Below are 26,027 nucleotides of genomic sequence, written 5' to 3' on the forward strand. Positions count from 1 at the left end.
GTCCGAGGAAAAGCCCAATCAGCGTGAAGTTCTTAAAATCTCGATGGAGAAAGTAAGGCGTTTTGCGCCCAAAGCCAGCAATACACAGCTCGAAGATTTTGTTATAAAAGCCTGCGAGCATTACAGAAGATATTTGAATAAAAACCGTGACAGAGGGAGGTGAAAATGATGACCGACAAGGCTTATGAAATGTTTTCCGATTACGAAGATGTCGTAACAGTTGACGATGTTATGAAGATGCTTCATATCGGTAAAAACTCTGTGTATGATCTGCTGAAGAATCACAGAATTGAATCTATAAGGGTAGGAAGCAGATATGTGATACCTAAGAAAAGCGTTATCAATTTTCTTAACATATAAGTTCATTTAATCCGCACATTTGATGTTTGAGAGCCTGTTGTGCTATTCTATATACACAGCGGGCTTTCATCCAAATGAAAGGAGACACTTTGAAAAACACAACTGAATTATTCGCTGAATACTGTGACGTCGTATCGGTTGACGATGTTACGAAAATGCTAAAGCTCAGCAAAGTAACTGTTTACAAGTTATTAAAATCCGGCAAAATCCGAACTATCAAAGTTGGCAAGAGATACATTATCCCAAAGAGATGTGTTTCGGAATTTCTTGAAAGCTGTTAGATAGGAGGATGAATTGTATGGATAAAACAAAAGAAGCTTTTGCAGAGTATAAAGACGTTGTCACAGTATGCGAGGTAATGGAAATGTTAGGTTTGGGAAGAGTAGCTGTCTATCGCTTGTTGCGTGAAGGAATCATCCGCACAATCAGGGTAGGCAAAAAGTATATTATTCCAAAGCAGAGCATTATCGACTTTATCTCAACAGGAGAATCATTTTTTAGAAAGGGTTAATTATTTTGGAAGGAAGCTTAATAATAAAAGGCAATTACTACTATGCCAAATTTCGTGTCAACGGCAAACAGAAAATGATTGCCACGAAGATACCCGTTAAGGGTAACAACAAACGCCGTGCAATTGAGAAGATGAAAGAGATCATTGAGAACTACAAGGATATCAACCTTGAATGCGACGATGTTCTTTTTACCGACTTTCTCGACAAATGGCTGAAAGGTATCAAGGGAATTATAAAACCTTCTACGTGGGAATCCTATGACAAGACCGTGAGCGGCAAGCTAAAGCCCTATTTTGAGTCAAAGAGATACAAGTTCAAGGATATGAAGCCGGAGGTGTTCACCAAGTATTTTGTGTTTCTCTCTCAACACGGTAAGTCAAACGGCAAGGGCGGACTGAGCTACAAAACGGTCAAAAATATCCGGGGAGTGTTGTCATCGGCGTATGAATACGCTCTTGAGAATCGCTACGTTAATGAGAATCCGGTATTAAGGAGCCGTATGCCGTCATTTCCTCACAGTATCAAGAAGGATGTACCCGAATACAACGCACAGCAGGTCAGAAAGCTTCTGCTTTACGCAAAGGAGCACGAGAGCCATATCTACATATTCCTGCTTCTTGCCCTCTATACAGGGCTGAGAAAGGGCGAATTGCTCGCCCTGACGTGGGATGATGTAGACTATGATAAAAAGCTCTTGCGGGTAAACAAGAGCAGAACAGGCAGCCGCAAGGACGTGACAATGCAAATCACAACGCCGAAAACGGCGAGCAGTAACCGTAAGATTCCGCTCAACGATACCGTTCTGGAAGCGCTAAAAGAGGAAAAACAGCGGCAGGAGGATTATGCCAAGTTGTTGGGCAATGGCTACGACAAAAGTCACAACTTCATTGTCCGCACCGTTCTCGGAAAGCCGTATGTCAACCTCAGCGCAATCAATCGGGTGGTAAACCGTCTGACCGAGAATGCCTGCTTGCCGCATTGTACGATCCACGGATTTCGGCACAGCGTAGCGAGTATCTTTGACGACAACGGCGTACCGATTCAGGACATTTCCGTTTTGCTCGGACACGAAAGCGTACAGACCACCGAGAGAATTTATATCAACCGTCGAAAGACCGCAAAGGAGACGACGATAAACGCTCTCGACAGCGCCATAAATTTGAACATCGCATAAAGGTGGTATAATTTTTGGTAGAATTAAAAGAGAAAAGGCTTCGGAAATCGCTTTCCGAAGCCAAAAATGAGTGGCAGGGGCAGAAGGACTTGAACCCTCGGCACGCGGTTTTGGAGACCGCTGCTCTACCAACTGAGCTATACCCCTATATATTTTGTTGAACGAAGACGAGGAGCAGATCATACATGATATAAAGCACGTGTACATGCCGCCTCTTTTCGTGCGAGGATTAGTATATCATCGAATGGGAAAAATGTCAAGATAAAAATGAAAAGTCTGTTGATTATCCCTGTCGATTCTACAGGTTTTTTGTGGTGATGGCGGTTTCGAAGAACGAATTGCCTTGTTTGTCCCCTATCAATCGAATGTTTCAAGCTCGGCGGGAGGATAACAACAGAGATATACGCAGATACACAGCAGCGGGGATGACACAACCGTCATCCCCGCCGTCATTTTATCCTGTTAAGTCACTTCCGCTGGTTCTTTCAGTTCATGTACCTCTTCCCTATCCTTGACGACGCGCTTGTTCCTCCACGCGCCGCTCTTCCAGCGAACGATCATCATGATACCGCGCACGATCTCGTCCGCCGCGAGGGCGATCCACAGTCCGTAGATACCCATCCCGAACACGACAGCGAACAGATAGGAGCCCGCCACGCTGATGATCCAGTTGGACATCACCGCGCAGATCGTCGGAAAGTAGACGTCGCCCGCGCCGCGCATGCAGGCGATGATGACGATATTGGTCGTCCTGCCGAATTCAAGTACCGCGTTCATGAGCAGGATGGTACTGCCGATCGCGATGACGTCGGCGTTATCGGTGAAGAAGCCCAACAGCGGTTTGCGGAGCAATATGCCGATCGTGCAGGTGATGACAGAGATCAGAAGCGCCGTTCGATAGGATCTCAGCCCCTGCCGATACGCCTCATCATATTCCTTCGCGCCGACGAGATGACCGATCATGATCTGGGACGCCTGTCCGATCGACATGGCGAACAGGTAGAAGAACATCGTGATGATCTGGACATAGGTTTTTGTGACCAGCTCATTCTCTGACAGACAATACAGCACAATGGAGGTGATCACGAGCTGTGAGAGATTATAGAGGAAGGTTTCCAGCGCCGAGGGGATGCCGATCTTCAGCAACGACAAGAATTCTCTTTTCGGAAACGGCTTCAAGAGCTTGAACGCCGAGGGTGATTCGATCTTCGTAAACAGGATGATCACCAATATGATACTGCTGATAATGCGGCTGATACAGGTCGCGATCGCCGCGCCCTCTACTCCCATTGCGGGTACGAGGATGATATCCATTCCGGTGTTCAGTATATTCATGCCCGCCGTGACGAACATCGTCATTCTGGTCATGCCGTGATTGCGGATGATCACCGAACAGCCGTTGATCAACGCCTGAAACATCATCGTGCCGCCGACGATAGAAAGATACCGGGTCGCGTAGTCGAGGATCTGCCCGTCGGCACCCACCAGCATCAAAAACGGACGATTGAAAAGCAGGAAGACCGCACTGACGATCACGCCGAAAAAGGCCTGTGACGTCAATAACAGCACCGATACCAACGAGGCTGATCGGCGTTCCTTCGCGCCGAGGTACTGAGAGATCATCACAGCGCCAGCCGTGGAAAGGATCTGGAACACGATGGTCATGATCGACACGGTCTGGTTCGCCGTATTGACAGAGGACGCCGCCAGATCATCATATTGACTGAGGATATAGACGTCGATGAATCCGAGCAGCATGAACATGGCGGTTTCGATGAAAATCGGCCATGCCAGATTGAAGAGCTTTAGTTTTTTCATAATCACCATCACACAAAACAATTATCATTCTATACTTGCATTATATTCTCTTGCATAGTATAATACTTGCATAAAACACGCTATTTTTTAACACAAACCAATCATGAGGTGTGAGATGTCGGCATATCAGGAAACAAAAGTACACGGAACGCATGATTTTCCCTTTGCGGTCTATCGGGGACTTGTCCCGGAATGGCTCAGCGATTTTCCTCTCCACTGGCACGAGGAGATGGAGATCATCTATGTGGAGAAAGGCTCCGTCAGTATTTCGATTCGGAACACGGAGTACCTTGTGCGCGGCGGTGAATTCGTGCTGATCCACCCGCAGACGATCCATTCGATCCGACAGCATGAGGATGACCGCGGCTTCTATCACAATATCCTGTTCCGCTTTTCGATGCTGGAAAGCGGCGCTGACGATCTCTGCCGCAAAAAATATCTGGAACCGATCTATAACCGACAGCTGCTGATGCCGGAATATATCGATATCTCACATCCGCTGAATGAAAAGCTCACCCCGCTGATCCGTATTCTGTGGTCGCATCAGAGGGACAGACAGTTTCGGGATGAGATGCTGATCAAGGCAAAGCTTTTTGAAGTCCTCTATCATATCCTCGAATACTGCGAGGAAGCGGACAAGGAGCGCGCGTATGAGGATATCGTATTCGATAAGCTCAAGCTTTCGCTGAATTATTTGGAAGAGAATTTCGCGGAGAATATCACAGCCGATACGATGGCGGCTGTCAGCAATTACTCGGTCAGTCATTTCTCCAAGCTCTTCAAGCAGATGACCGGAGAGTCTTTGACGCAGTATCTGAAAAACTATCGGTTGGAGATCGCCGCTAACCGCTTGAGGCATGAACCGACCAAGGTATCCGAGATCGCGTTGTCATGCGGCTTTTCCAACCTATCATATTTTTCCCGCGCCTTCTATCAAAAGTTTCATATGACGCCGTCAGAGTACAGAAAAACGCCGGAATTATAAAGAAAGAATGACACAAACTCTGTCAGATAAGCGGATTGTGTCAAGAAAAAAAGCATTTTATGTTAGAAGCAATTTTTGAATAATTATATAATGAACACATAATGATTAAAACACAGGAGGTTTTATGATGAAAAAGACCATCGCTATCATTTTATCACTGCTGATGATCCTGAGTGCTGTTCCCTTTACCGGCGCTTTTGCCGCCGAAGAAAACGGTGCTCCGTCGGATTACGCGACCGAAGCGGCGCTGTATGTACACGCGGTCAGCGGATCTGCCGATACGCAGGCATGGCAGGCATGGCAGAGCGTGCATGATGAGGATTTTGAAGTAGCAAAGCCCAATGAAAAATACTTCTTCCTCCCCTCTTCCGCCGCCGAGAACACCATTGACGTATACAACGGCTTTGACGCCGCGGTCACCCTCAACGGTGTTTCCATCGCGTCACACGCCACCGAGAGCGTCGCGTATACTGCCGGCACCGCATATACCGTATCAGCAGGCGGCAACAACTACACACTGAAGATCATGAATTCCAACGCCGAGGGCGCGATCTACATCAACAATCCGGACGCGGATGGCAACGGTACCGATCTGATGACCTATCTGAACGATACCAAAGAAAACAGCGCGACCGCTACCGGCGCGATCGTCACCCCCGACGGCAAGATCGACAACACCGCTATCAAGAAGATCAAGGGCAGAGGCAACACCTCTTGGGACAAGCCGAAGAAAGGCTATAACATCAACTACGATAAGAAAGTCAGCATCGCCGGCATGGAAAAGAACAAGAAGTACTCCATTCTGCCCAACTATCAGGATGATTCTCTGTCGCGCAACCGCATCCTGTATGACCTTTCCGACGCGGTCGGTCTCCCCTACGCGTCCGACTCCCGTTATGTCGACTTTTATGTCAACGGCTATTACTGGGGCTCTTATCTGATGTGCGAAAAGGTCGAGCCGGGCAGTCTGGTACCCGAAGTGACCGACGACGGCTATCTCAATGAGGACGGCACGATCAAAGAGGACTTCCCCTTTATCGCGGAGGTCGACGCCAGCGCGACCGAGGGTGATTACTATGTCACCACCAACAACATGAAGATCACGATCAAGGCTCCCGAGGTCGACCCCGGCCAGCCCGGTTATGAAGAAGTCAAGAACTATGTTAAGGAAAAGTTCAATGCCTTCTATACCGCTACCGCTCCGAGCGGTGATCTCGCCTCTGTGGCGGACGTCAACTCCGTCGCAAAGCTCTATCTGATCAATGAGCTGGGCAAGAACTGGGACAGCGGCGTATCCAGCACCTTCTTCACCTATCGTCAGGATGAAAACGGCAACTATAAATTCTACGGCTCCCCCGTATGGGATTATGATAACTCACTGGGCAACGCGAAAGGTGTACAGTGGGATCTGAGAAACATCGGCGTGACCGATTATGAGGAATACACCGGTTGGTGGTGCCAGCATAAGGGTAAATCAAACGCCAGCGCGAAGCGTTCCAACAATGTCATCGCGAGGATCTCTCAGAACGCGGCGGTCAAAGCCGTATTGCCGAGGATCTGGTTCGAGAGATTCATGCCCGCTCTGGATCACTTTACAGGCGCGAAATATGATAAAGAGATCAACGCCGATTTCTACACCAAAGAAGCATATTATGGTTTGATCAAGGATTCCGCGGCGATGAACTATGAGAGCGGTTGGCTGCTCAACACCGGCAGCTGGATCGCGGATCATTCCAGCCAGAATGTCGCGCACTATGACAGCGCCACCCAGAAGATGGTAGTGGATTCACAGACGACCAACTACGCGCAGGATTTTGAAGGCATGTACAACTACGCTTCCGACTGGATGCTCAGCCGTGCCGCATGGCTCAGTGAGCAGTTCGCGCCGAACTACGTACCCTCTCCCCTGCTCGGCGACGCCGATCTGGACGGTGAGGTCAACATCATTGACGCGACAGCGATCCAGCGTCACAACGCGGGTATCATTTCTCTCCCCGAAGAAGCGAAGGTTTCCGCCGACGTCGACAAGGACGGCGAAGTCACCATCATTGACGTCACCCTCTTACAGCGCTATTTTGCCGGCATCGCTACAATAAAAGGCATCGGCAAGCCTATCGAATAAGATCGATTCATCATCGAATGATCCTTCGTGATCGCAAATCACAATTGACCAAGTCGTTATCGGAACGCAGAACCGTGCTCCGATAACGGCTTTTTGATTATGCTGAAAAAATGCTCTTTTTTTCGGTAATTATGGATTTTATCAAAAAAGCATGTTATAATGAAGAATCATATACGAAAATCGGAGAATGATATGCGCCAAAACAGCACTACCAATCCCCTCAATCAATACAAACTAAATTACGCGTCATTCAGCTATTTCAGAAACGCGATCTACGGCTTTGCGGCGTTGTGGATTGTGGTCTTTCACGGTGTATTGCTCGGCAATATTCGTGATGAATTTGATCCCGCGATCCGATTGATCAGAGATTCGATCGACATGGGCAACATCGGCGTCGACGTCTTTGTCTTTTTGTCGGGCATCTGTCTGTATTTTTCCTATTCCAAAAAGCCAAAGCTCGGCTCCTTCTACCACAAGCGGTTCGTCAGGGTCTATATTCCCTACCTGATCATGGTACTGCCCTACATCATCTACTTTTATGTCACGGGAGAGATCGACCTTTGGCTGACGATCAAAACGATCCTCACCATCAACACATGGACCGGCGAGATCGACCCGATCGATTTTTGGTATGTGTCCGCCATACTGGTGTTCTACCTGCTCTATCCGCTGATCTATCGATTCATTTTCCGCGAAAAAAAGTCCGAAAAAGCACCTCGGAAAAAAGCGGAGTTTTGGCGGATGATGCTCCTCGTTGCGATCTCGTTCGCCGTATCTGTCACCATCTACTATACGTTACCCGACGTGTACAATGTGATCAGCCGTATGCTGTCACGATTCACCGTGTTCATCATCGGTACCTATGTCGGTAAATTAGTCAAAGAGGGAAAGCCGTTCCACGAGGGCTTTTTGATCGCCTCGGTCGTCATCCTCGCGGGCACCTATCCGCTGTATGAGTGCGATATCCTGCCCGGCGTATGGTCGCGCTATTACGGCTCATTGACGGGCATAGCGCTGGTGTTCCTGCTGTCGCAGTTCTTTATCCTTGCTTCAGAATGGAAGATCGACCGCTTCTTTGCGTTCTTCGGTCCCTTCTCGTTCGAGATCTATGTCCTCTCCATCATTGCGAGAAGGATCTATTACTTCACCCCGTGGTATACCGACGGCTACGCGTTCCTGCACTACATGATCGTGATGGTGTTCACCATCTTCATCGCGTGGGTAGTCAGCAAGATCGAACAGCCGATCTTCAAGCTGTTATTGAGACCTCGAATCGGTTGAGATTGCCACGGGCAACCCTCCGCCGCTTTGCGGCACCTCTCCTGTGTATGGATTCTGTAACCCAAATCACAGATTTGGACAGAATCTCACCTTAGGAAAGGGAGGTTCATCGCCTCGCAATGACGATTTCGTTTTGGGTTAAGATTAACACAAGGAAAACTCACATCAATATTGCATTTAAAAAACCGACGGAGCGCTCCGTCGGTTTTCGTTATGATAAGATTCAAAGTTTTACTTAGATCGTTTCGTGAGCTTCATGGGGACGCCTTTCTTGACGATATACACTTCTTCGGCGATCTCCATCATCGCCTTATCGTTATACGAATCCGTGTAAAACGCATCGATCTTTCGGTCGCCGTATTGTTCCGTATACCGCTTGACCTTATTATCTCCGAAATTGAACCATGTGATCTTCTTCGCCCCAACGTCCATTTCCGTGCCGATGATGTGATCGGTCTTCAAATACTCACGGATACAGTCGAGCAGAAAGACAGGGCTTGCCGAGATGATCACATCCTCCGGCTCGATCAAAGAAAGGATGTTTTGGTGCAGTCGGTCGGTACGTTTCTCCCAAAACGGCGCCGCCAGCTCTTCGGGAGATTCTGTTCCGTCCAGAACCCCGGCAAAGATCGAGTTGATAATCGATTCAAGCTTTTCCTTACTCACCCAACACAGCTCATATTTGACCGCGGTAACCAGGATCTTCGGGATATACCGAATGATCTTTTTATTGTGTTTGATCATATAGAAAGCAAAATGCAAGCCGCTTTCGCCGCGATAGATCGTGTTGTCAAAATCAAATACTTTCACTGTATTCCTCTGTTTCTGTTGAATAGGATATATCATTATTATAATTATAGCAATTCCGAAAGCGTTTGTCTATAAAAAACAGGCGACTCCGGCACATATCGGAATCGCCTGATGATCTTTTATTAGTTGAATTGTTTTATCGACAAATCACTTTTCTTCGGTTTTGTCCGTTTCGGCAGAGGGTTCGGAAACGTCGATCGAAGGCGACTCTTCCTCAGCCTTTTCTGTTCCGACAAGCTCGGGGTGTACCTCCGCCCAGTTGAACAGTTTATCGTTCGGCTTTGCCGCGCCGCAGCCGCAGGTGCCGACATAATTCTGGTTGATCTTGCCGCACTCCGGGCACTTCCACTCGTTCTCACCCGGCTCGATCTCCGGCTCGGCGGGCTTCTTCTCTACCTTTTCTTTTTTCGGTTCGACAGGCTGTTCTTCTGCCAGCTCTTCCTTTTTCACCAACTCGGGATGGACCTCCGCCCAGTTGAACAGCTTATCATTGGGTTTTGCCGCGCCGCAGCCGCAGGTACCGACATAATTCAGATTGATCTTGCCGCAGTCAGGGCACTTCCACTCGTTCTCATCCGGCTCACGCTCAGGCTCGGCAGGCTTCTTCTCGACTTCTTCCTGCTCGGGAACCGGCTCTTCAACGGGCTCTTCTTTTTTCACAAGTTCGGGATGAACATCCGCCCAGTTGAACAGCTTATCGTTCGGCTTCGACGCACCACAGCCGCAGGTGCCGACATAGTTCAGGTTGATCTTGCCGCAGGTCGGGCACTTCCACTCGTTCTCATCCGGCTCACGCTCAGGCTCGGCGGGCTTCTCCTCGACCTTTTCTTCCGGCTCGGGGATCGGTTCTTCAACGGATTCCTCTTTTACGACCAACTCGGGGTGAACCTCCGCCCAGCTGAACAGCTTATCGTTCGGCTTTGCCGCGCCGCAGCCGCAGGTGCCGACATAATTCTGGTTGATCTTGCCGCACTCCGGGCACTTCCACTCGTGCTCACCCGGCTCGGGCTCAGGCTCAGGCTCGACTTCCTTTGCCTTTGCGGGCGCCGCATCGGAGGATTTCGACTTGAACAAGGAGCGCTTTTCTTCCTTGACCTTTACAAAGCTGAATGACGCGGAGCCGTCCGCCGCACTGAGGGTCATTGTATCTCCTGTCAACTCACAGCGGAACAGCGCGGGCGTCATGGTGGCGGAATCCAGCTTCATCATACCGTTCTCAAACACCTGATAAAAGATAGAATCCAGATCATCCTTGCCCAGCATCGAAGCGGGGATCGTACAGGAGCCGTCTTTGAAGAACTGCGCGACAGCCTGCACTGCGTTTTCCTCGGTTGCCTCGACCGCCTGAGCGGGGCACCATTTTCCGACAAAAGAGTTGCCATCAGCCATAATTCATACTTCCTTTTTGATATGTTTCATACTATTTTTGAACTGTTATCACGCTAACAGGTTTATTATATTATAAAACGACAATTTGTGTCAATCCTTTTTATGCGATTGTGCATCGATCGGATCAAATCATTTTCGGGACAACAGATATCCTTCCTGTATCGCCGCGATTGTCGCTGTCATGCTGACAAACGCTCCGCTGTATCTCAAATCGATCAACGATATTGTCAGCGGCAGCACAAATAGCAATAATCCCGTCATCTTATTCAATACGGTATGGCAGGCTACTATTTCCTTTCGCGCGACATATCCGTGAATCAAGTTGATCACTTTGATCACAGCGATCATGATCATCCAGATGATAAGCCATATCGGCATGTGGATCGCGGGGATCAGTTTGATCAGACACACAACGACAAAAACAAAATCGGCAGCTGAATCGAGTTTTGATCCAAAATCACTGACGGTGCCGGTTGTCCGCGCGACAGCCCCATCGATCATGTCGCTGACCCCGGCGATGATATACAAGACATAAAACGCCGGTGAAAACACGGGACAGAACAGCAATATGATACTGCAAATGATCCGGATAACGGTTATGAAATTCGCCATGTTATACCGGCGTTCCCACTTCGATCAGATTACCGTCAGGATCGTAAAAGCGTATGACCTTCTGTCCCCAGCTGTGGGTCATGAGCCGATTCACATATTTCACATCCGGATCATACCGTTCCAATTTCTTTATGAATCCCTCAATGTCCGATTCCTCAAAATAGAGCTCAGAGGAATTGTTCTCCGGAACGATCTCTTTTCCGAGGAACTCTTTCCAGTATTTCTCCTCCTGCAGGACAAGACCTTCCGTGAGGATCATATTACCGTCATTATCGAGGATCAGCTCCAGACCGAACAGATCATGATAAAACTGTCGTGATCTTTCAATATCTTTCACAACAATCAATACATTTTTTAATTTCATTTAGATGATCCTTTCCCGGCAAAAGCCCTATCGATTCTACCCGACACGAGATATCGACACTACTGATTCACAGTGAGTCGCCGCAATGAAAATGATGTCACCTATCCCCTGCCGGTTCTTGGAAAAAGGTTTACTCGATTTGCCTGAGTGCGTGAATATGTCTATCGGTAATAAGTCGCCAATTTGCTCCTACTCTTGACGTATTGATAATATTATGATAAAATTAAGATAAAATAATAGCGAGGTGAAATACTATGCTGAATATCAGACCTGTATCGGATTTAAGAAACAAATACCCCGAGATCGAACAACTCGTCCTCGGCGGAGAAGAAGTGTATCTCACCAAGAACGGCTACGGCACGATGGTGGTCATGAGCATCGAGCAGTACAGTAAGCTGAAAGACGCACTTGAAATGAAGCTGGATGAAGCGGACTATCAAGCAGAATCGACTGCCGAGAGGCTCACTCACGAAGATGTTTTCACAAAGCTGAGAGGACGCGTCAATGGATAACGTCAAGTATCAGCTAAGGTATCTGCCGATCTTCTACGAAGATATGGCGGAGGTCGTCGATTATATCTCCATCGACTTACAGAATCCATCTGCGGCTATAAAGCTGATCGACCTAACGGAGCAAGCGATTCTCAAAAGACTGGATAACCCGCTGAGCTTTCAGCCAATCCGATCCAAAAGGGAGCGCGAGCATCCATATTACCGAATCAACATCAACAACTACGCCGTATTCTATGTCGTTATTGACGACGTCATGGAAGTCAGACGATTCCTCTATAGCAAAAGAGATTTACAATCAATCATTTAATGATTCAGGGCGGTTCGCAAGAACCGCTTTTTTGCGCAAATGATGTCATCTATCCCCTGCCGGTTCTTGGAGTAAGGTCTACTCGATTTGCCTGTTCGTGGGAATATGTCTACAGGAACATTACATCATATTACGGTTTTAATTCAGATACTTTCCTTAATCCTGTATCATATCTACCCGACCAAGAATGAATCTCATAATCAAACGACAACAAATAGTCACTTGCATATCCATAATGCTTTGATAAAGATGAAACAGATAGATTATCCAATTCTTCCACAGCTAACTTGCCGCCGAATCGACGCTTTCCGTCCTTATAGAATTCAAGTGGCAAGACCTTATCTTCCATGATAGCCAATATATACTCCAAAGCTTCATCTTCTTCATTCACATCGAAATGACAATGCTGAGTAGAAAAACAAACAATGTATTGAACAAAACGATCTTTCATATCCTGAGAAAAGTATTCTTCCTCATATACATATAGATTGTTACTGTTATTAGAATTCATAATCACCAGTTCGTGCTCTTTTGCTTCGACTAATACAGCATAAGTAGCAACTGCATCTTCAATTGCATCAAATAGCTTCATTATTCTCTCAATCCTTTCTTGACATCATAACTACTGCTTCGACGTGCCCCGAGACAATAACTTAAATGTCATCGGTATGAGGGAACATATCCACTCTAAGCGGCTCTGACTAAACAAGTCAACCTGTCTTGCACATGTAAACCGGAATTTATAATATAAAATTTACAGTTCCATATATTAAATGACAAATAGTAAAACATACTGCAGGAATAAGCGCTATGATGTTTTTTCTATCCAGCGCAAAAAGGATAAATGCAACACAAGGCGGCAATGTCAAACATATAATTACAATCGTATTTACAATGCCGTTATAATACAATACCCATCCTGAAAAGTATAAACCAATGCAAACTATTGAAGATATAAGCAGCGGGGAGATTTTTATGCTGTCTCTTTCCTTGTTTATAACAACGCAGAGAGAAGCAACGAATATAATTTGGCAAACTGAACCAATGGTATCAACTATCGGAGTTATTGACTCCTGACGAAGGATATCATTCGGTGCAGGAACAGCAAACCATATAAAGTTTGGAAGCATAATAATCAGAAAAATAACCAGACCTGAAACATTAAAACCAAACTTATACTTTTGAAGCAAAATATTTTCCTCCATAAATTCTGAATTGTCACCTCACATGACAATAATTCTATTACCTCGACCCGTCTTGAGACATCAATACTACTGTCTCAATGTGCGAGGTTCTCGGGAACATGTCCACGGGTGTTATTTCTTTTACGGAATAATTCTGTTCAGTGAACAGTTGAAGATCACGCGCCATGGTGGCGGGGTCACAGCTGACGTAGACGACTCTGTCGGGGGACATCCGCACGATGGTGTCGATCAGCTCCGGGGTCAGACCCTTGCGCGGCGGATCGACGACGACCACATCGGGACGGATCCCCTTTTTGCGCAATTCTTCCGCCGCCTGTGACGCGTCACCGCAGATGAATCGCGCGTTACGGACGCCGTTATGCGAAGCGTTACGCTTGGCATTTTCGATCGCTTCGGGGATGATCTCCACGCCAATCAGCTCACTGCATTGATCCGCCATGCTCAGTCCGATCGTACCGGCGCCGCAGTAGAGGTCGATCAATGTTTCCTTGCCGCTCAGACCTGCGTATTCCTTCGCTTTGGCATACAGCGATTCTGCCTGTGTGCGGTTGATCTGATAAAACGCCTCGGGCGCGATCTCAAAGCGCAGTCCGCACAGTGTATCGGTAATGAAGCCGTCGCCGTGAACCGTATAAGAACGCTTGCCGAGGATGACGTTGGTATCCTCGGCATTGACGTTGAGGATAATGCTTTTGATTTGTTTATATTTTTCTGTAAGAGAATAAAAAAGCGACGCGTCGTCATCAAAATGTCGGCTGCCCGCCACAACGCAGAACATCACGTCGCCGGTCGTTTCGGCATAGCGCAGATAGATATGACGGATGCCGCGGCGATTCTGCGGCGTATAAACCAACGAGGGTCGATGGCGCAGGAACGCATACACATCCTCGATGATGTCATTGAAGATCGGCGGCGATAGCTGACAGCACAGGCAGTGCATGATGTGGTGACTGTGGCGGGCGTAGTAGCCCATCACCACCTCGCCGTTGCGGTTGAGCCCGACCGGGATCATCGCCTTGTTGCGGTAGCCGTCAATATTCTTTGAAGGAATTATATCATGGACAAGCTGAGCGTCCAGCTTGCCGATCCGTGTCACGGCGTCGATGACCTTCTGCCGCTTGGCGCGACATTCCGCCTCATAGGAGATATGGCGATAGACACAGCCGCCGCAGGAAAATGACACGGGACAATCCGTCACAATACGGTCGGGTGACGGTGTGATGATCTCCTCCACACGCGCGAATCCGACATTCTTCTTCACCTTGAGCACCTTGGCGCGGATGGTATCGCCGACAGCGGTATTGGGGACGAAAAAGACCATCTCCCCTGCCCTGCCGACGCCGTCTCCGTCGGAGGTCAGCGAGGTGATATTCAGTTCAATGATTTGGTTTTTTTGATACATCATAATTATATAATCGCAAAATAAATCCTTGTTTTGTCTTTTCGGAGTTCTTTATTTGTATTATACAATAGTCAAATTAGTTATTTTTCTAATACTGAAATATGATTTACTATTTGTTTTCACTATTGCACTTTTATGACGAAAGTGGTATGATATACGGTAGCACAGAAGAACAGGATGTGCAGACATACATAGAATAATGAAGAACTCACATCATACTATCGATATATAAGGGGCTATTATAATGAACAAAGATCATCTTTTAGATAATATCAAACGCATCCACTTTATCGGCATCGGCGGCTCGGGCATGTGCCCGCTGGCGGAGATCCTGCACAGCGAGGGCTTCATCCTCTCAGGCTCCGACTGCAACGAGGGCGAGACGCTCGACCGCATCCGCAGCTACGGCATACCGGTACACATGGGACATAAGGCTGAGAATATCGAGGGCGCTGAGCTGATCGTATACACCGCCGCTGTCAAAAAGGACAATCCCGAGCTGGTTGCCGCGAATGAAAAGGGTATCCCCGCGATCGAGCGCAGTGTGATGCTCGGTATCGTCACCCGCCGCTACAATCGTTCCATTGCGGTAGCCGGTACGCACGGCAAGACCTCCACCACCGCGATGCTCAGCCAGCTGTTGATCGGCGCGGGCTTTGATCCGTCCGCGATCATCGGCGGCAAGCTCCCCTACCTCGGCGGCAACAGCTATGTCGGTCAGAGCGATATCATCGTATGCGAGGCGTGCGAGTATGTCGATACCTTCCTTGAGCTGACGCCGTATCTCTCCATCATCACCAACATCGACGCGGATCACCTCGACTATTTCAAGACGCTCGACAACATCAAGAAGAGCTTCAACAAGTTCTGTCACCTGACCACAGGTCTGATCGTCTACAACGGCGACGACGAGAATATCCTCGACGCAATCGAGGACGTTGAACTGCCGATGATCACTTTCGGCTTCAGAAAGACCAACGATTACTATGCCGCGAACCTGCGCGACGTCAAGGGCGCTTATAAAACCTTTGACCTGATGCACAAGGGTGAAAAGCTCTGTGAGATCGATCTGATGGTTCCCGGCAGACACAATATCTACAACGCGCTTGCCGCGGCGGCTACCGCGCATTATCTGGGCGCTACTCCGGAGCAGATCGCGGAGAATCTCGGAAAATTCACCGGCGTACACAGACGCTTTGAGATCCTCGGCGCGCCGGGCGGCATCACCGTGGCGGATGACTTTGCGCATCACCCCACCGAGCTGACCGCGACCCTCAGCTCCGCGATGGAAATGGGCTTCCGCAAGGTATGGGCGGTATTCCAGCCGCATACCTTCTCCCGCACCGCGCTGCTGCTGGATGACTTTGCCAAGGCGCTGAGCATTCCCGACGTCGCGATCATCTCCGAGATCCTGCCGGTACGTGAGACCAACACCTACAACATCTACAACACCGATCTCGGCGCAAAGGTCGAGGGCAGCGTATGCATCGACACCTTTGAGGATATCACCAAGTACATCGTCGAAAACGCGCAGGAGGATGATCTGGTCATCACCCTCGGCGGCGGTAACGTCTACATGTGCGCGAACATGATCCTCAAAGCGCTGAAAAAGGAAGAGGATTGATGATCGGGCACCCCCCTATCATTTGAATCGCTTCAATAGAACAAAAAAGCACTCCCTTATGGTAGAATCACCATAAGGGAGTTTTTATCTATCGTTTTATGATCAGCTCAACAGCTTTTGTAATGTATCCATCATCTTGGGGATATCATAGGGCTTGGCAAGATGACCGTCCATGCCGGCTTCGAGCGCGATCTTGCGATCCTCTTCAAAGGCATTTGCCGTAACCGCGACGATCGGGATACTCGCTTTGGCGGGATCATCCATATTACGGATCCGTTTCGCGGCGGTATAGCCATCCATCTTCGGCATCTGGATATCCATCAGGATAATGTCATAATAGCCCGCGGGCTCCGACTCCATCTTTTCAACGGCGATCTCTCCGTCGGACGCGATATCCACCGTTAAGCCGACTTCTGTCAGGATCGTTTCGGCGATGATCTGGTTCATCTCGTTGTCCTCCGCGAGAAGCACACGCTTTCCGGAAAAATCCGCAACTGTGTTTTCTTCCGACTTTTCATCCTTTTCTCTGAAAGGCTCCGCCAGCAGATTTCTCAGTTCCGACATAAACAGCGGCTTGGAGCAAAACGCGGTGACGCCCGCTTCCAATGCTTCTTCCTCGATATCGCTCCAGTCATAAGCGGTAAGGATAAAGATCGGCGCGTCATCTCCGATGACCTTGCGGATACGGCGCACGGTTTCGATGCCGTTCAGATCCGGCATCTGCCAGTCGATGATATATACCTTGAATTCGTCGGCGATATCCAGCGCGTCCTTCGCGCGGATCACGGCTTCTTTACCGTAGTTTGTCCAGTCGGGGCGCATACCGATCTCACGCAGCATAGAACATACGGAAAGACAGGTATCGATATCGTCATCCGCCACCAGCGCGCGTAAGCCTTTCAGCTCAGGGATCGGCTCGGGTTCTATTGCCTGACCGCAGACGCGACAGGTGATCTCTACGATGAATTCAGATCCCTTCCCCTTTTCGGAATTGACCGTGATCGTGCCGCCCATCATATCGACGATGTTTTTCGTGATCGCCATTCCGAGACCGGTACCCTGGATGCCACTGACCGTGCTGGTCTTTTCACGCGTAAACGCGTCAAAGATGTTTTTCCGGAATTCCTCGGTCATGCCGATACCGGTATCCTTGATACGAAATTCGAGCTTCGTCATATCTTTAGAGACGGACGGCTTCTCTGTCAGACGGAAGCTGATCATGCCGCCGTTCGGCGTGAACTTGATCGCGTTAGACATGATATTCAGGAGCACCTGATTCAGTCTCAGCTTATCGGTAATGATGTCCTCATGTACCACATCCTGTGTATCGATAAACAGATCCAGCTGCTTTGCGCTGATATTAGCGTGAACGATCGTCCGCAAATCGTGGATCAGCGCCGGCAGATGAACCTCTGTTTCTTCCAGAGTCATCTTGCCGCTTTCGATGCGGCTCATATCCAATACGTCGTTGATCAGCGAGAGAAGGTGCTGACTGGATACCGAGATCTTGCCTAAGTAATCCTTTACTTGTTCTTTGTTGTCGATATGGGACGCCGCCAGCGCGGTAAAGCCCGCGATCGCGTTCATCGGAGTACGAATATCGTGCGACATATTATTGAGGAAGATGGTTTTCGCCTGATTGGCGTGTTCCGCCGCTGCCAGCGCATTTTTGAGCGCTTCCTTCTGCGCCTGTTCCTCACGCACCAAATCAGTGACGTCACTGTGGTAGCCCTGCAGCATTTGATGACGCGGTTCGATCTCTTTCGCCGTACCGCCGCAGCGAACATACAGCACGCCCTTTGTCGGATGCTCCCAGCGATAGGTGTTTTCGGACAGCTTGCCCTCGAGCATTTCCTGTACGCTTTGCTCTACCGAAGTCAGATCTTCGGGCAGGATCCCGGAATGCCACGCTTCATAGATCTCTTCCTCCGACAAGTCTTGACCCTCTACGCCCAAAAGCTGCTTCATCTTGGCGTTGGCTCGCAAACGGGGCTCTTTGCCCTCATCCAGAATGATCATCCACATACCGTAGCCCGCGTCGGAGATGATCTCATCCGTCTGTGCCAATTCCTTTTGGCTCGCCTGCAATTCAGCGTTCTTCTCCTCAAGGCGGATACGGGCTGCCTCTTTCTCGCGTATCTGTTTCCTTGTACGGATTCTGTCACGCACCAACAGAAGGATGATCACGGCACTGATCACGATGATCACGGAAATAAACAACAGCATATGATCCGCGATCACATCCCAGAGACCGTAGGTATAAAGATCCTGTGTATAGCGATAGGAGATATTCTGCGCGTAATCACTGCCGACCACATTGACGCCGCGGTTCAATAGCTTCAACAAACCTTCGTTGCCGATCTCGACGCCGAAGCAGCGGTCATCGTTGCGTGTCAGCTGGTGCAGCACCAGATCCTTATACTTTTTATTCTTCAGAATATCATTCGCGCGCAGACCGTTGAGCGTCGTACAGCTCGCCTCTTCGGAAACAACAGCATCCAGACACGCGTCGATACTGGGATAAAAGGTGATCTCCGCGTTCGGAAAATTCGTGCGGACATAATAATACTGCATACGGTTGTTCTCATTGACCGCAAAGTGTGAGGTAGTATCCTCCGTGTAATTTCCCTTATGTACCAGCTCGGTCGAAGCGGAGGTGACGGGCATGGTCTGATAGATCCCGTTTTCCTCCGAGAAATACAGTCCGCCGCCGACAGGGAACGCGACGTCTATTTTCTTCGATGTGATATCGGCAATCATATCGTCATAGCTTTTGTACCCGGTATAAGTGATCTTTAAGTCGGAAAGCCCGAGATCGGTAAGCATTTCAGGGATCATGTCTTTGACGATACCGGTCACATTGCCGTCTTTGTCCGTATCACTGTAGGGCAGATAGTTTTCAAGATAACCGACCCTGAGGTCATCATGGGAGGAGAGCCATTCTTTTTCAGCCTGAGAAAAAGCCCGTGCCGAAATGCTGGCGGGATAATACTTATTGCCGAGGGAATGAAGCCAGTTCGGCTCCTCCACCGCCATGGTCGACTGCGCGTCGTTCAATTCCTTCAAAAGATCATTACGCGCTTTGTTGACGCAAAGATAGTAGTCGGAGGTTCCGAACGGAGTGAGCACCTCGGCGTTATCGCGGCCGTAGGAGCCGTCTCCCTCTACTGCGATCACATCCAGCTCTCCCGAGTCAAACGACTCAAACAAAACGGTATAATCATTATACGTCTTTACGGACGCGGTGATATGGTTGGTCGCAAGATATTGATTCAACGTCTCGACCATCGCGCTGTTCAGAACGCCGATCGTCTTTTCGTTGAGCGTTTCGGGATTGACCGTGATATCATCCGCAGAGATATGCTTAACAAGGTTATAGGTCTCGTTACCCATCGGGGCGTCGGGATAACCGATCACGGCGGAACGATCCTGCTTCCACGCAAGACCTGCCAGCAAATCGATTTCTCCGCTCAGAAGCATCTCATACAGATCGTTGTATTCTCCGTAGACATACTCGTACTTCCAGCCCGTATATTCGGAGATCTTGCGATAATACTCGTAGGCGTAGCCGTTTTTGATCGCGCCCTCTTTCGCGCCTTCCTGAAACACCTCATTCTCATAGTAACCGACCTTCACGGTTTTGATCTCGGTTTCCTCTGCGATAAAGGATACGGAAAAAGCCGAAGTACTGAGGATCAGTACGAACAGGATACAGAATAAGGCTCGCACTGCACGATTTCCGACTGTTTTTATGTGAAGCATTCATTTCACCTCTGACTATCATGAATCGGACTTTCTGCATCATACGAATATCGGAAAACCGATTCAAAAACTGATATAGTATCAGCCAAGTTGTTTATTACAAACCTATACATAGTTATTTTATCATATCAGTATATAATAATCAAATCTATATTGATAAAAATATACTTCTAAATCAGAACACTCCCTCAAACTCTTTGGGGGAGTGTTATTGATCATATTACAATTTTTCTTATACGCGTGATAAATACAGATCTCCGTCTTCTTCTTTCTATTCAAAGTCTTCTTCTTTCCATTCAAAAACAGAAGTAGATTTATACTCTTGAGGAAGATCCTTTATCGTTTCCCAATTCTTTTCGAATTCTCCTGTTTTCCATTCGAGATCATCAAAACGGTCACATACCATCCGTACATCTGTTTCCGAATCATATTGTTGTAATTCATAGTTGAATGATCCTGCTTGATAATCATCGACATTAAAAACTATCCATTTATCGTAAAATTCTATGTACAGCTTACCTTTATCATAAGCAAAACGTTTGATATATCCTTCTGCTATTTGTGCCCATTTGAAGTTATCTTTCGGATCAGAGGAAAAATTGAGGCAGAGAGAATCCGAATCAGGAGACATTCGCACGTCTACTTTATTGTAATAGGTATATGTATCAGAATCTAACCATGTCACATTTACACATCCGTCTTTATCAGGTATACATCCGGTTTGAGGGATTGTAAAAAAACAGACAATTATTAAGCAAACGCAAACTTTTATGCTTTTCATAACAATCCTCCGGCTAATACTATTATTCATCCTTACGAAACTCCAACAAATCGCCGGGCTGGCAGTCCAGCGCGTCGCATAGCTTACGCAGAGTCTCCACCTTGACCGCCTTTGCCTTGCCGTTTTTGAGGATGGACATATTGGCGAGGGTGATCCCTACCCTCTCCGAAAGCTCGGTCACACTCATCTTGCGCTTAGCAAGCATCACATCAATGTTAAAAATGATTTCACTCATCATGTCACCTCAAATCGTATAACGGTTCTCGTCCTCGATATCGGCAGCTCGGGACGTCAGGTGAGAAAGCGCGAATGAAGCAACGCAGATCGCTATACCGATGAATACAACTACCAGCGACATCATGACAAGACCAGGATGGTTCATGTTCAGAAGCAGTAAAACAATATTTCCAATAAAGAAATATACTGCATCAACCGCTGATAGGATCGCTATGGCTTTTAGCAGCTTTGCATTAGCCAAAGAAAAAGCGTTGTCACGGGCGATGTTAGAAGCGATCCTCCAACCAAGCACCAATACAATAAAGCAAGGCACTGCCGCGATCCAAAGAAAAATCGTCCACGGTATATAGGCGCTTGCAAACTCCGGATATGCCGCCACCAATGACTTAGCGATCGACGGAACGGCAAAGCCCAGAATACCTGCTCCGCAAACTGCAAATCCCAAGAGGACTGCTTTGATCCAAATTGAGAGAGTTTTCAATTTCATTCTCTCACCTCCATAATTCGATTGTAACAGAGAACTTATTGAAAGTCAAGATGAATTTATCGAATTACAATAAATTTTAACAACAAAGAAACTGCCACCTTAGGGGTGACAGTTTCTGATACTAACCTTATGATTTCATTATCTGTTACCAAACATTCCGAAGGGATTGCTTCCCTGGCTGCCGTCGTTGCCGTTATTGTTATTGGATTGACTACTGCTGCTGTTCGTGTTGTTCTGATCGGGGACGTCCTCATCCAGCGTCAGCTCGATCGTCTTCTTGCTTCCGCCGCGATCGATCTCGAACGTGACTTTATCGCCTGCGGATTTATCATTGATCACGGTCGTGATATCATCCGCTTTGCTGACCTCTTTACCGTCGAGCGATACAACGCGGTCGCCCTTAGCAAAGCCTGCCTTAGCGGCATTGGAACCGTTCTCGACGGAGTTGATATAGACGCCCGCCTGAGAGGTTCCGTAATAGTACCACGCGAACATGCTGTTTGACAGATCGATGAAGGTCATACCGGTATCCGCTCTGCCGCGAACATAACCATAATCCTTCAGATCATCGATGATCTCGATAACGTCGTTGATCGGGATGACAAAGCCAATGTTATCGATCTCTTCGGAAGAGGATTTTGCGACAACGATACCCGCAAGCGTACCCTGACCGTCAAACATACCGCCGCCGGAGTTACCGGGGTTGACAGCCGCATCGGTCTGCATAAGGTGCATGGTCTTGCCGTCGATGACGATGGAGCGATCCAGCGCCGAGATGATACCTTCGGTGACGGAGCCGCCAAGCGTGCCCAAGGGGTTGCCGATGATGACCGCTTTCGCGCCGACCGCGAGCTTGGATGAGTCGCCGAATACCGCGACAGGCAGATCGGACGCTTCGATCTTCAACAGCGCGATATCCACCTTAGCGTCGGTACCAACCAGCTTAGCGTCATAGCTGTCGCCGCCGCGGGTCGTGACCTTGATGGAGCTTGCGCCGGAGATCACGTGGTTATTGGTGACGATATAGCCGTCCTTGCTGATGATAACGCCGGATCCCGCGCCCTGAGCAATATACTGACCGTAGAATGTGCTGGTCTGCATGACCTCGGTCGTGATCTCTACGACGGTATCCGCGACCTCATTGGTGATGGTCTCGGTCGACTTATCGACCGTATTCTCAGCGTCTTCCTTTTCGGTATTCACCTTATGGATGACCATCGTGCCGGTGTCGTTGCTTTCATACTTGGAAGCGTTGATCTTCTGTGCCAGGATACTGCCGCCGAAACCGGTCAATCCGGAAACGATGATACAGATAATGAGCAACAGCGCGATACTGCCCTTCGACATACCGCCGCCGGACTTTTTGTCCTTTTTGTTACCGCTGTCCGCGGAATTCGTCGTGCTCCAATTGTTCACCGGTTTTTGCGGTGTATCGGAAACGCCGGAATAGATGTTACGGCTGTTTTCCGTCGCGCGGGTATTGTAATGATAGAAGCCGTCATTCGGGTTTTGATTCGGCTGACTCGGAGTCGACGCGGGAGTGGGCTCAGGACGACTGTATGACGGTGTGCCGGCAGCTCGATAAGGATTCTGATAGGCGTCCTGTCTCGGCTGAACAGGCTGCTGATAGTTGCCGCGATCGACATAAGGATTGTGATAGGGGCGTTGCTCCTGCGGGTCTACGGGCTGCTGAATCGGTTCCGATCTGTGAACGGGATCGGGTACAGCAGCGTGATCGCTCTCAGCCGCTTGCCGGGGGGTCTCATGCAACAGCTCTGTTTTTTCATTATCTTCAGGGAAATGCAGGTTTTCATATTGATTATCAGACATAATATACCTCCTGTTATTCTACCATTTATCGTAACGCCGAATCAAGGCGCAATATACTTTCTGAATATAACACTATCATAAAGCTTTTATGTGTCATCTGTATGAACAAAGAACAAAAAAATATGAATACATTATGAACAGAACATGAACGTTCCGGTCATTGCCGCTGTTTGTCGATCACCATCTGTAAATACGGCAACAATTCAAAGCCCATGCGCTCATACAAACGCTTGGCGCCTTCATTATAATCCTCGACCTCTAATCGAAGCCGCATGATACCGGACTGCGCCTTGAGCCAGTCAAAGAACTCGGTCGCCAAGCCGCGTGAACGGTACTCGGGATCGATGTAGATCTCTTCGATGGTCACGCTCACACCGCCCGCCTCCTGTGAGAAGGTCTTGGACAGCAGCACAAATCCGCAGGGCGTCGCGTCACATTCAAAGATGTAGCCCTTGACATAGGCGTCACTGCGCAGCATCTCATCAAAGGTGGCGCGATAATTCTCCTCAGGTACGGGTGCGTTCACCACATCGGTGTGATAAAACACATCGACATAATGACGGTAAAGCTCCCAATCGTTTTCTGTTATTCTTCTGAACATGGTATAATTCCTTAATCGAATATTAATGGTTAAGATCGCCACACCCCGACACGAGTGTCAGGGTTCGCAATGACACTCTGTAGGTTGAGATTGCCACGGCAACCCTCCGCCGCTTTGCGGCACCTCCCTTAGGAAAGGGAGGCTTATCGCCTCGCAATGACGATTTATAGCATGGTCTATGCCACACTGTAACCAGCAAAGACTATTTCAGATCGATACGGAACAATCTTGCTGCGTTGCGATACATGATGTTGTCATAATCCTCGGGGCTGATCATCGCGCGGAATTCATTGAAGTATTCCTGATACAGCGATCTGTCACCGGTCTTGTTATGCAGATAGGTATCGGGACCGTCGATGGGATTGTCGGAGCCGAACAGGAGCTTACCGCTCCCCCATCGCTCGATCGCTTTGAGAGTGCTTTTGACCGGCACCCATGTCGTATCGCCGTACAGGTTATCCGCTTTGCCGAGCAGCTCGATCGCCTCGCTGTTATCGGAGCCCAGATCCATATGCACCATCACAAAGCTGATATCGGGATGCTTGAGCGCGGCATTGTACAGATGGACGGAACGCGCCTCCTCGCAGCCGCCGGTGTGAGAAACGACCGGCAAATGATACCTTCGCGCGATCTCATACACCGCCTCGGCACGGGGATCATCGGGCGCGACACGTGAATGGAACGGATGCAGTTTGAGTCCGTAGACCAGCTCTCGATTCTCCTCCAGCAAGCGGATAAATCCATCATCGGGTGTTTCCGCATAGAGCTTCATCCACGGCGTCACGCCGATCCGGTCGGGATAACGGCGAGCGAAACGGAGGGTGCTCTCGAACACCTGATTCTGCGGCGTCTGCAAGGCGTCGGGAATCCTTTGACCGTTATGATCAAACTCAGCCGCGTTGACGCCGGACACCAATGAGAAATCCACCCCGTAACGGTTCATAGAATAAATTACATCCTCTTCACGCATCTCAAAATCAAGTATCGTTCCGATATGCACATGGGTATCGATCAACATAGAATCACCGACATTCATTTTATCACAATCAAACGCAGGAATCAATCGGAATCTGAAAAAAACTGCCGATGAAAAGTCGTTTCTTTCTCAATCACAGAGAATCATACTCGCATTCCGCCGACCTCGGCATAGTATGTACTGTGGCGAATCGCCATCATCATTCCGATCTGTCACGCTGATCCTATATCTCCATACAGATCGGAGCAAAAGGAGAATGATTCATGGACAGGAAAACGATCATGGCTGAATACGGCGTCGCGCCGTTACCGAAGGATACGACCGAAGCGATGGCATACATCCCCTACCAGCCGTATGAGCCCGAAATGTGCAAGGCGGTGCTCGGATATGAGAACGGTACGCTGTTCCGCGCGCTGCACAAGCCGTTCTACGGCAGTAAATGCGGAGGTGCCGACAATGACTGAACGCGATATGATGCTCAAAAAGATCGGCACCCTCAAATTTGCCGTCACCGATATCGACCTATTCCTCGACACCCATCCGGGTGACGCCGCAATGTTGAAGAAGCGCGAGGAATATGAAAGTCAGCTCGAACCGCTGATAACACAATTTGAGGCGCAATTCGGTCCGCTGACCAAATGCGAAAACGACGCCAACACATGGGCTTGGGTCAAAGACCCGTGGCCTTGGGATACGGAGGGTTAACTATGTTTGTATACGAAAAGCAACTGCAATATCCGGTCAAGATCAAGAACCCCAACCCCGCGCTCGCGAAAATCATTATCACACAGTACGGTGGTGCATACTCCAAAAGTAGATAAAAGCCAGCCACAAAGAATGAGGCTGGCTTTTTCTTTAATTATATTCATTATAGTG

General features: G+C 48.6%; 27 protein-coding genes, 1 tRNA gene and 1 pseudogene. 13 read left to right on the forward strand and 16 right to left on the reverse strand.

Annotated elements, in window-relative coordinates; all coding sequences use genetic code 11:
- The first annotated feature begins 165 nt into the window (after positions 1-165).
- The 4 genes from JKK62_RS13300 to JKK62_RS13315 all read left to right on the forward strand — a co-directional run bounded on the left by JKK62_RS13300 (position 166) and on the right by JKK62_RS13315 (position 2,046).
- Positions 166-360, forward strand: coding sequence for a helix-turn-helix domain-containing protein (locus JKK62_RS13300; RefSeq protein WP_117523227.1), 195 nt, complete (start codon positions 166-168; stop codon positions 358-360).
- A gap of 74 nt (positions 361-434) precedes the next feature.
- Positions 435-641, forward strand: a complete 207-nt coding sequence (locus JKK62_RS17830; RefSeq protein WP_117523229.1) for a helix-turn-helix domain-containing protein — start codon at positions 435-437, stop codon at positions 639-641.
- A gap of 17 nt (positions 642-658) precedes the next feature.
- The gene (locus tag JKK62_RS13310; RefSeq protein WP_138156911.1) at positions 659-871 is read left to right on the forward strand and encodes a helix-turn-helix domain-containing protein; all 213 of its coding nucleotides are present in this window, start codon (positions 659-661) and stop codon (positions 869-871) included.
- Between the two features lie 74 nt (positions 872-945).
- Positions 946-2,046, forward strand: a complete 1,101-nt coding sequence (locus JKK62_RS13315) for a tyrosine-type recombinase/integrase (RefSeq protein WP_201428307.1) — start codon at positions 946-948, stop codon at positions 2,044-2,046.
- 71 nt (positions 2,047-2,117) lie between these two features.
- Here the strand turns inward: JKK62_RS13315 and JKK62_RS13320 are convergent.
- Together JKK62_RS13320 and JKK62_RS13325 are read right to left on the reverse strand one after the other, a co-directional pair.
- Positions 2,118-2,193 (reverse strand) — tRNA-Trp (locus JKK62_RS13320).
- A 315-nt stretch (positions 2,194-2,508) separates the two neighbouring features.
- A complete protein-coding gene (locus tag JKK62_RS13325; protein WP_201428308.1) occupies positions 2,509-3,864 on the reverse strand; it encodes an MATE family efflux transporter in 1,356 nt (451 codons plus the stop codon).
- A gap of 115 nt (positions 3,865-3,979) precedes the next feature.
- On the opposite strand from JKK62_RS13325, the gene JKK62_RS13330 reads away from it, so the two are divergent.
- The 3 genes from JKK62_RS13330 (at position 3,980) to JKK62_RS13340 (ending at position 8,252) form a co-directional block, all read left to right on the forward strand.
- Complete coding sequence (locus JKK62_RS13330; protein ID WP_201428309.1) at positions 3,980-4,849, forward strand: helix-turn-helix domain-containing protein; 870 nt, start codon at positions 3,980-3,982, stop codon at positions 4,847-4,849.
- Between the two features lie 124 nt (positions 4,850-4,973).
- Positions 4,974-6,971: a CotH kinase family protein gene (locus JKK62_RS13335; RefSeq protein ID WP_207752193.1), complete on the forward strand. Its 1,998-nt coding sequence runs from the start codon at positions 4,974-4,976 to the stop codon at positions 6,969-6,971.
- 159 nt (positions 6,972-7,130) lie between these two features.
- Positions 7,131-8,252 carry an acyltransferase family protein gene (locus JKK62_RS13340; RefSeq protein ID WP_201428311.1) on the forward strand — a complete coding sequence of 374 codons (1,122 nt, stop codon included), beginning with the start codon at positions 7,131-7,133 and terminating at the stop codon, positions 8,250-8,252.
- Between the two features lie 231 nt (positions 8,253-8,483).
- Here JKK62_RS13340 and JKK62_RS13345 read toward each other — a convergent pair whose 3' ends face one another.
- From JKK62_RS13345 to JKK62_RS13360, 4 genes are all read right to left on the reverse strand, one after another.
- Positions 8,484-9,062: a haloacid dehalogenase-like hydrolase gene (locus JKK62_RS13345; RefSeq protein WP_201428312.1), complete on the reverse strand. Its 579-nt coding sequence runs from the start codon at positions 9,060-9,062 to the stop codon at positions 8,484-8,486.
- Between the two features lie 147 nt (positions 9,063-9,209).
- Positions 9,210-10,451, reverse strand: a complete 1,242-nt coding sequence (locus JKK62_RS13350) for a hypothetical protein (protein ID WP_201428313.1) — start codon at positions 10,449-10,451, stop codon at positions 9,210-9,212.
- A 129-nt stretch (positions 10,452-10,580) separates the two neighbouring features.
- The gene (locus JKK62_RS13355; protein ID WP_201428314.1) at positions 10,581-11,063 is read right to left on the reverse strand and encodes a CDP-alcohol phosphatidyltransferase family protein; all 483 of its coding nucleotides are present in this window, start codon (positions 11,061-11,063) and stop codon (positions 10,581-10,583) included.
- A gap of 1 nt (position 11,064) precedes the next feature.
- Complete coding sequence (locus JKK62_RS13360; protein WP_201428315.1) at positions 11,065-11,427, reverse strand: VOC family protein; 363 nt, start codon at positions 11,425-11,427, stop codon at positions 11,065-11,067.
- Positions 11,428-11,681: 254 nt separating this feature from the next.
- Between JKK62_RS13360 and JKK62_RS13365 the strand changes: the two genes are divergently transcribed.
- Together JKK62_RS13365 and JKK62_RS13370 are read left to right on the forward strand one after the other, a co-directional pair.
- Positions 11,682-11,939 (forward strand): type II toxin-antitoxin system Phd/YefM family antitoxin, encoded by a 258-nt coding sequence (locus tag JKK62_RS13365; RefSeq protein WP_201428316.1) that lies wholly within the window; start codon positions 11,682-11,684, stop codon positions 11,937-11,939.
- Positions 11,932-12,246, forward strand: coding sequence for a type II toxin-antitoxin system RelE/ParE family toxin (locus tag JKK62_RS13370; protein ID WP_201428317.1), 315 nt, complete (start codon positions 11,932-11,934; stop codon positions 12,244-12,246). Before JKK62_RS13365 ends, JKK62_RS13370 begins: the two co-directional genes overlap by 8 nt.
- A 130-nt stretch (positions 12,247-12,376) precedes the next feature.
- Here JKK62_RS13370 and JKK62_RS13375 read toward each other — a convergent pair whose 3' ends face one another.
- The 3 genes from JKK62_RS13375 to rlmD all read right to left on the reverse strand — a co-directional run bounded on the left by JKK62_RS13375 (position 12,377) and on the right by rlmD (position 14,856).
- Positions 12,377-12,838: a hypothetical protein gene (locus JKK62_RS13375; RefSeq protein WP_201428318.1), complete on the reverse strand. Its 462-nt coding sequence runs from the start codon at positions 12,836-12,838 to the stop codon at positions 12,377-12,379.
- 148 nt (positions 12,839-12,986) lie between these two features.
- Positions 12,987-13,451, reverse strand: a complete 465-nt coding sequence (locus JKK62_RS13380; protein WP_243411854.1) for a hypothetical protein — start codon at positions 13,449-13,451, stop codon at positions 12,987-12,989.
- Between the two features lie 37 nt (positions 13,452-13,488).
- The gene (gene rlmD, locus JKK62_RS13385) at positions 13,489-14,856 is read right to left on the reverse strand and encodes a 23S rRNA (uracil(1939)-C(5))-methyltransferase RlmD (RefSeq protein WP_201428319.1); all 1,368 of its coding nucleotides are present in this window, start codon (positions 14,854-14,856) and stop codon (positions 13,489-13,491) included.
- 241 nt (positions 14,857-15,097) lie between these two features.
- Between rlmD and murC the strand changes: the two genes are divergently transcribed.
- Positions 15,098-16,477: a UDP-N-acetylmuramate--L-alanine ligase gene (gene murC / locus JKK62_RS13390; RefSeq protein ID WP_201428320.1), complete on the forward strand. Its 1,380-nt coding sequence runs from the start codon at positions 15,098-15,100 to the stop codon at positions 16,475-16,477.
- 102 nt (positions 16,478-16,579) lie between these two features.
- On the opposite strand, the gene JKK62_RS13395 is transcribed toward murC, so the two are convergent.
- From JKK62_RS13395 to JKK62_RS13425, 7 genes are all read right to left on the reverse strand, one after another.
- The gene (locus tag JKK62_RS13395) at positions 16,580-20,206 is read right to left on the reverse strand and encodes a response regulator (protein ID WP_201428321.1); all 3,627 of its coding nucleotides are present in this window, start codon (positions 20,204-20,206) and stop codon (positions 16,580-16,582) included.
- A gap of 304 nt (positions 20,207-20,510) precedes the next feature.
- Positions 20,511-21,020 (reverse strand): hypothetical protein, encoded by a 510-nt coding sequence (locus JKK62_RS13400; protein WP_201428322.1) that lies wholly within the window; start codon positions 21,018-21,020, stop codon positions 20,511-20,513.
- A 22-nt stretch (positions 21,021-21,042) separates the two neighbouring features.
- Positions 21,043-21,258 carry a helix-turn-helix domain-containing protein gene (locus tag JKK62_RS13405; RefSeq protein WP_201428323.1) on the reverse strand — a complete coding sequence of 72 codons (216 nt, stop codon included), beginning with the start codon at positions 21,256-21,258 and terminating at the stop codon, positions 21,043-21,045.
- A gap of 6 nt (positions 21,259-21,264) precedes the next feature.
- Positions 21,265-21,744, reverse strand: a complete 480-nt coding sequence (locus tag JKK62_RS13410; protein ID WP_201428324.1) for a DUF2975 domain-containing protein — start codon at positions 21,742-21,744, stop codon at positions 21,265-21,267.
- Between the two features lie 138 nt (positions 21,745-21,882).
- On the reverse strand, positions 21,883-23,574 hold the full coding sequence (locus JKK62_RS13415; RefSeq protein ID WP_201428325.1) for a S1C family serine protease: 1,692 nt from the start codon (positions 23,572-23,574) through the stop codon (positions 21,883-21,885).
- Positions 23,575-23,731: 157 nt separating this feature from the next.
- Positions 23,732-24,175 carry a GNAT family N-acetyltransferase gene (locus JKK62_RS13420; RefSeq protein WP_201428326.1) on the reverse strand — a complete coding sequence of 148 codons (444 nt, stop codon included), beginning with the start codon at positions 24,173-24,175 and terminating at the stop codon, positions 23,732-23,734.
- Between the two features lie 202 nt (positions 24,176-24,377).
- Positions 24,378-25,193 (reverse strand): amidohydrolase family protein, encoded by an 816-nt coding sequence (locus JKK62_RS13425; protein ID WP_201428327.1) that lies wholly within the window; start codon positions 25,191-25,193, stop codon positions 24,378-24,380.
- A 221-nt stretch (positions 25,194-25,414) separates the two neighbouring features.
- On the opposite strand from JKK62_RS13425, the gene JKK62_RS13430 reads away from it, so the two are divergent.
- From JKK62_RS13430 to JKK62_RS13440, 3 genes and pseudogenes are all read left to right on the forward strand, one after another.
- A complete protein-coding gene (locus JKK62_RS13430; RefSeq protein WP_243411855.1) occupies positions 25,415-25,615 on the forward strand; it encodes a spore coat associated protein CotJA in 201 nt (66 codons plus the stop codon).
- On the forward strand, positions 25,608-25,856 hold the full coding sequence (locus JKK62_RS13435; protein ID WP_201428328.1) for a spore coat protein CotJB: 249 nt from the start codon (positions 25,608-25,610) through the stop codon (positions 25,854-25,856). Before JKK62_RS13430 ends, JKK62_RS13435 begins: the two co-directional genes overlap by 8 nt.
- Before the next feature lie 2 nt (positions 25,857-25,858).
- Positions 25,859-25,951 (forward strand): annotated as a pseudogene (locus tag JKK62_RS13440) (manganese catalase family protein); the annotation flags it as partial.
- Between the last annotated feature and the right edge of the window lie 76 nt (positions 25,952-26,027).

The organism is Ruminococcus difficilis, assembly GCF_016680995.1.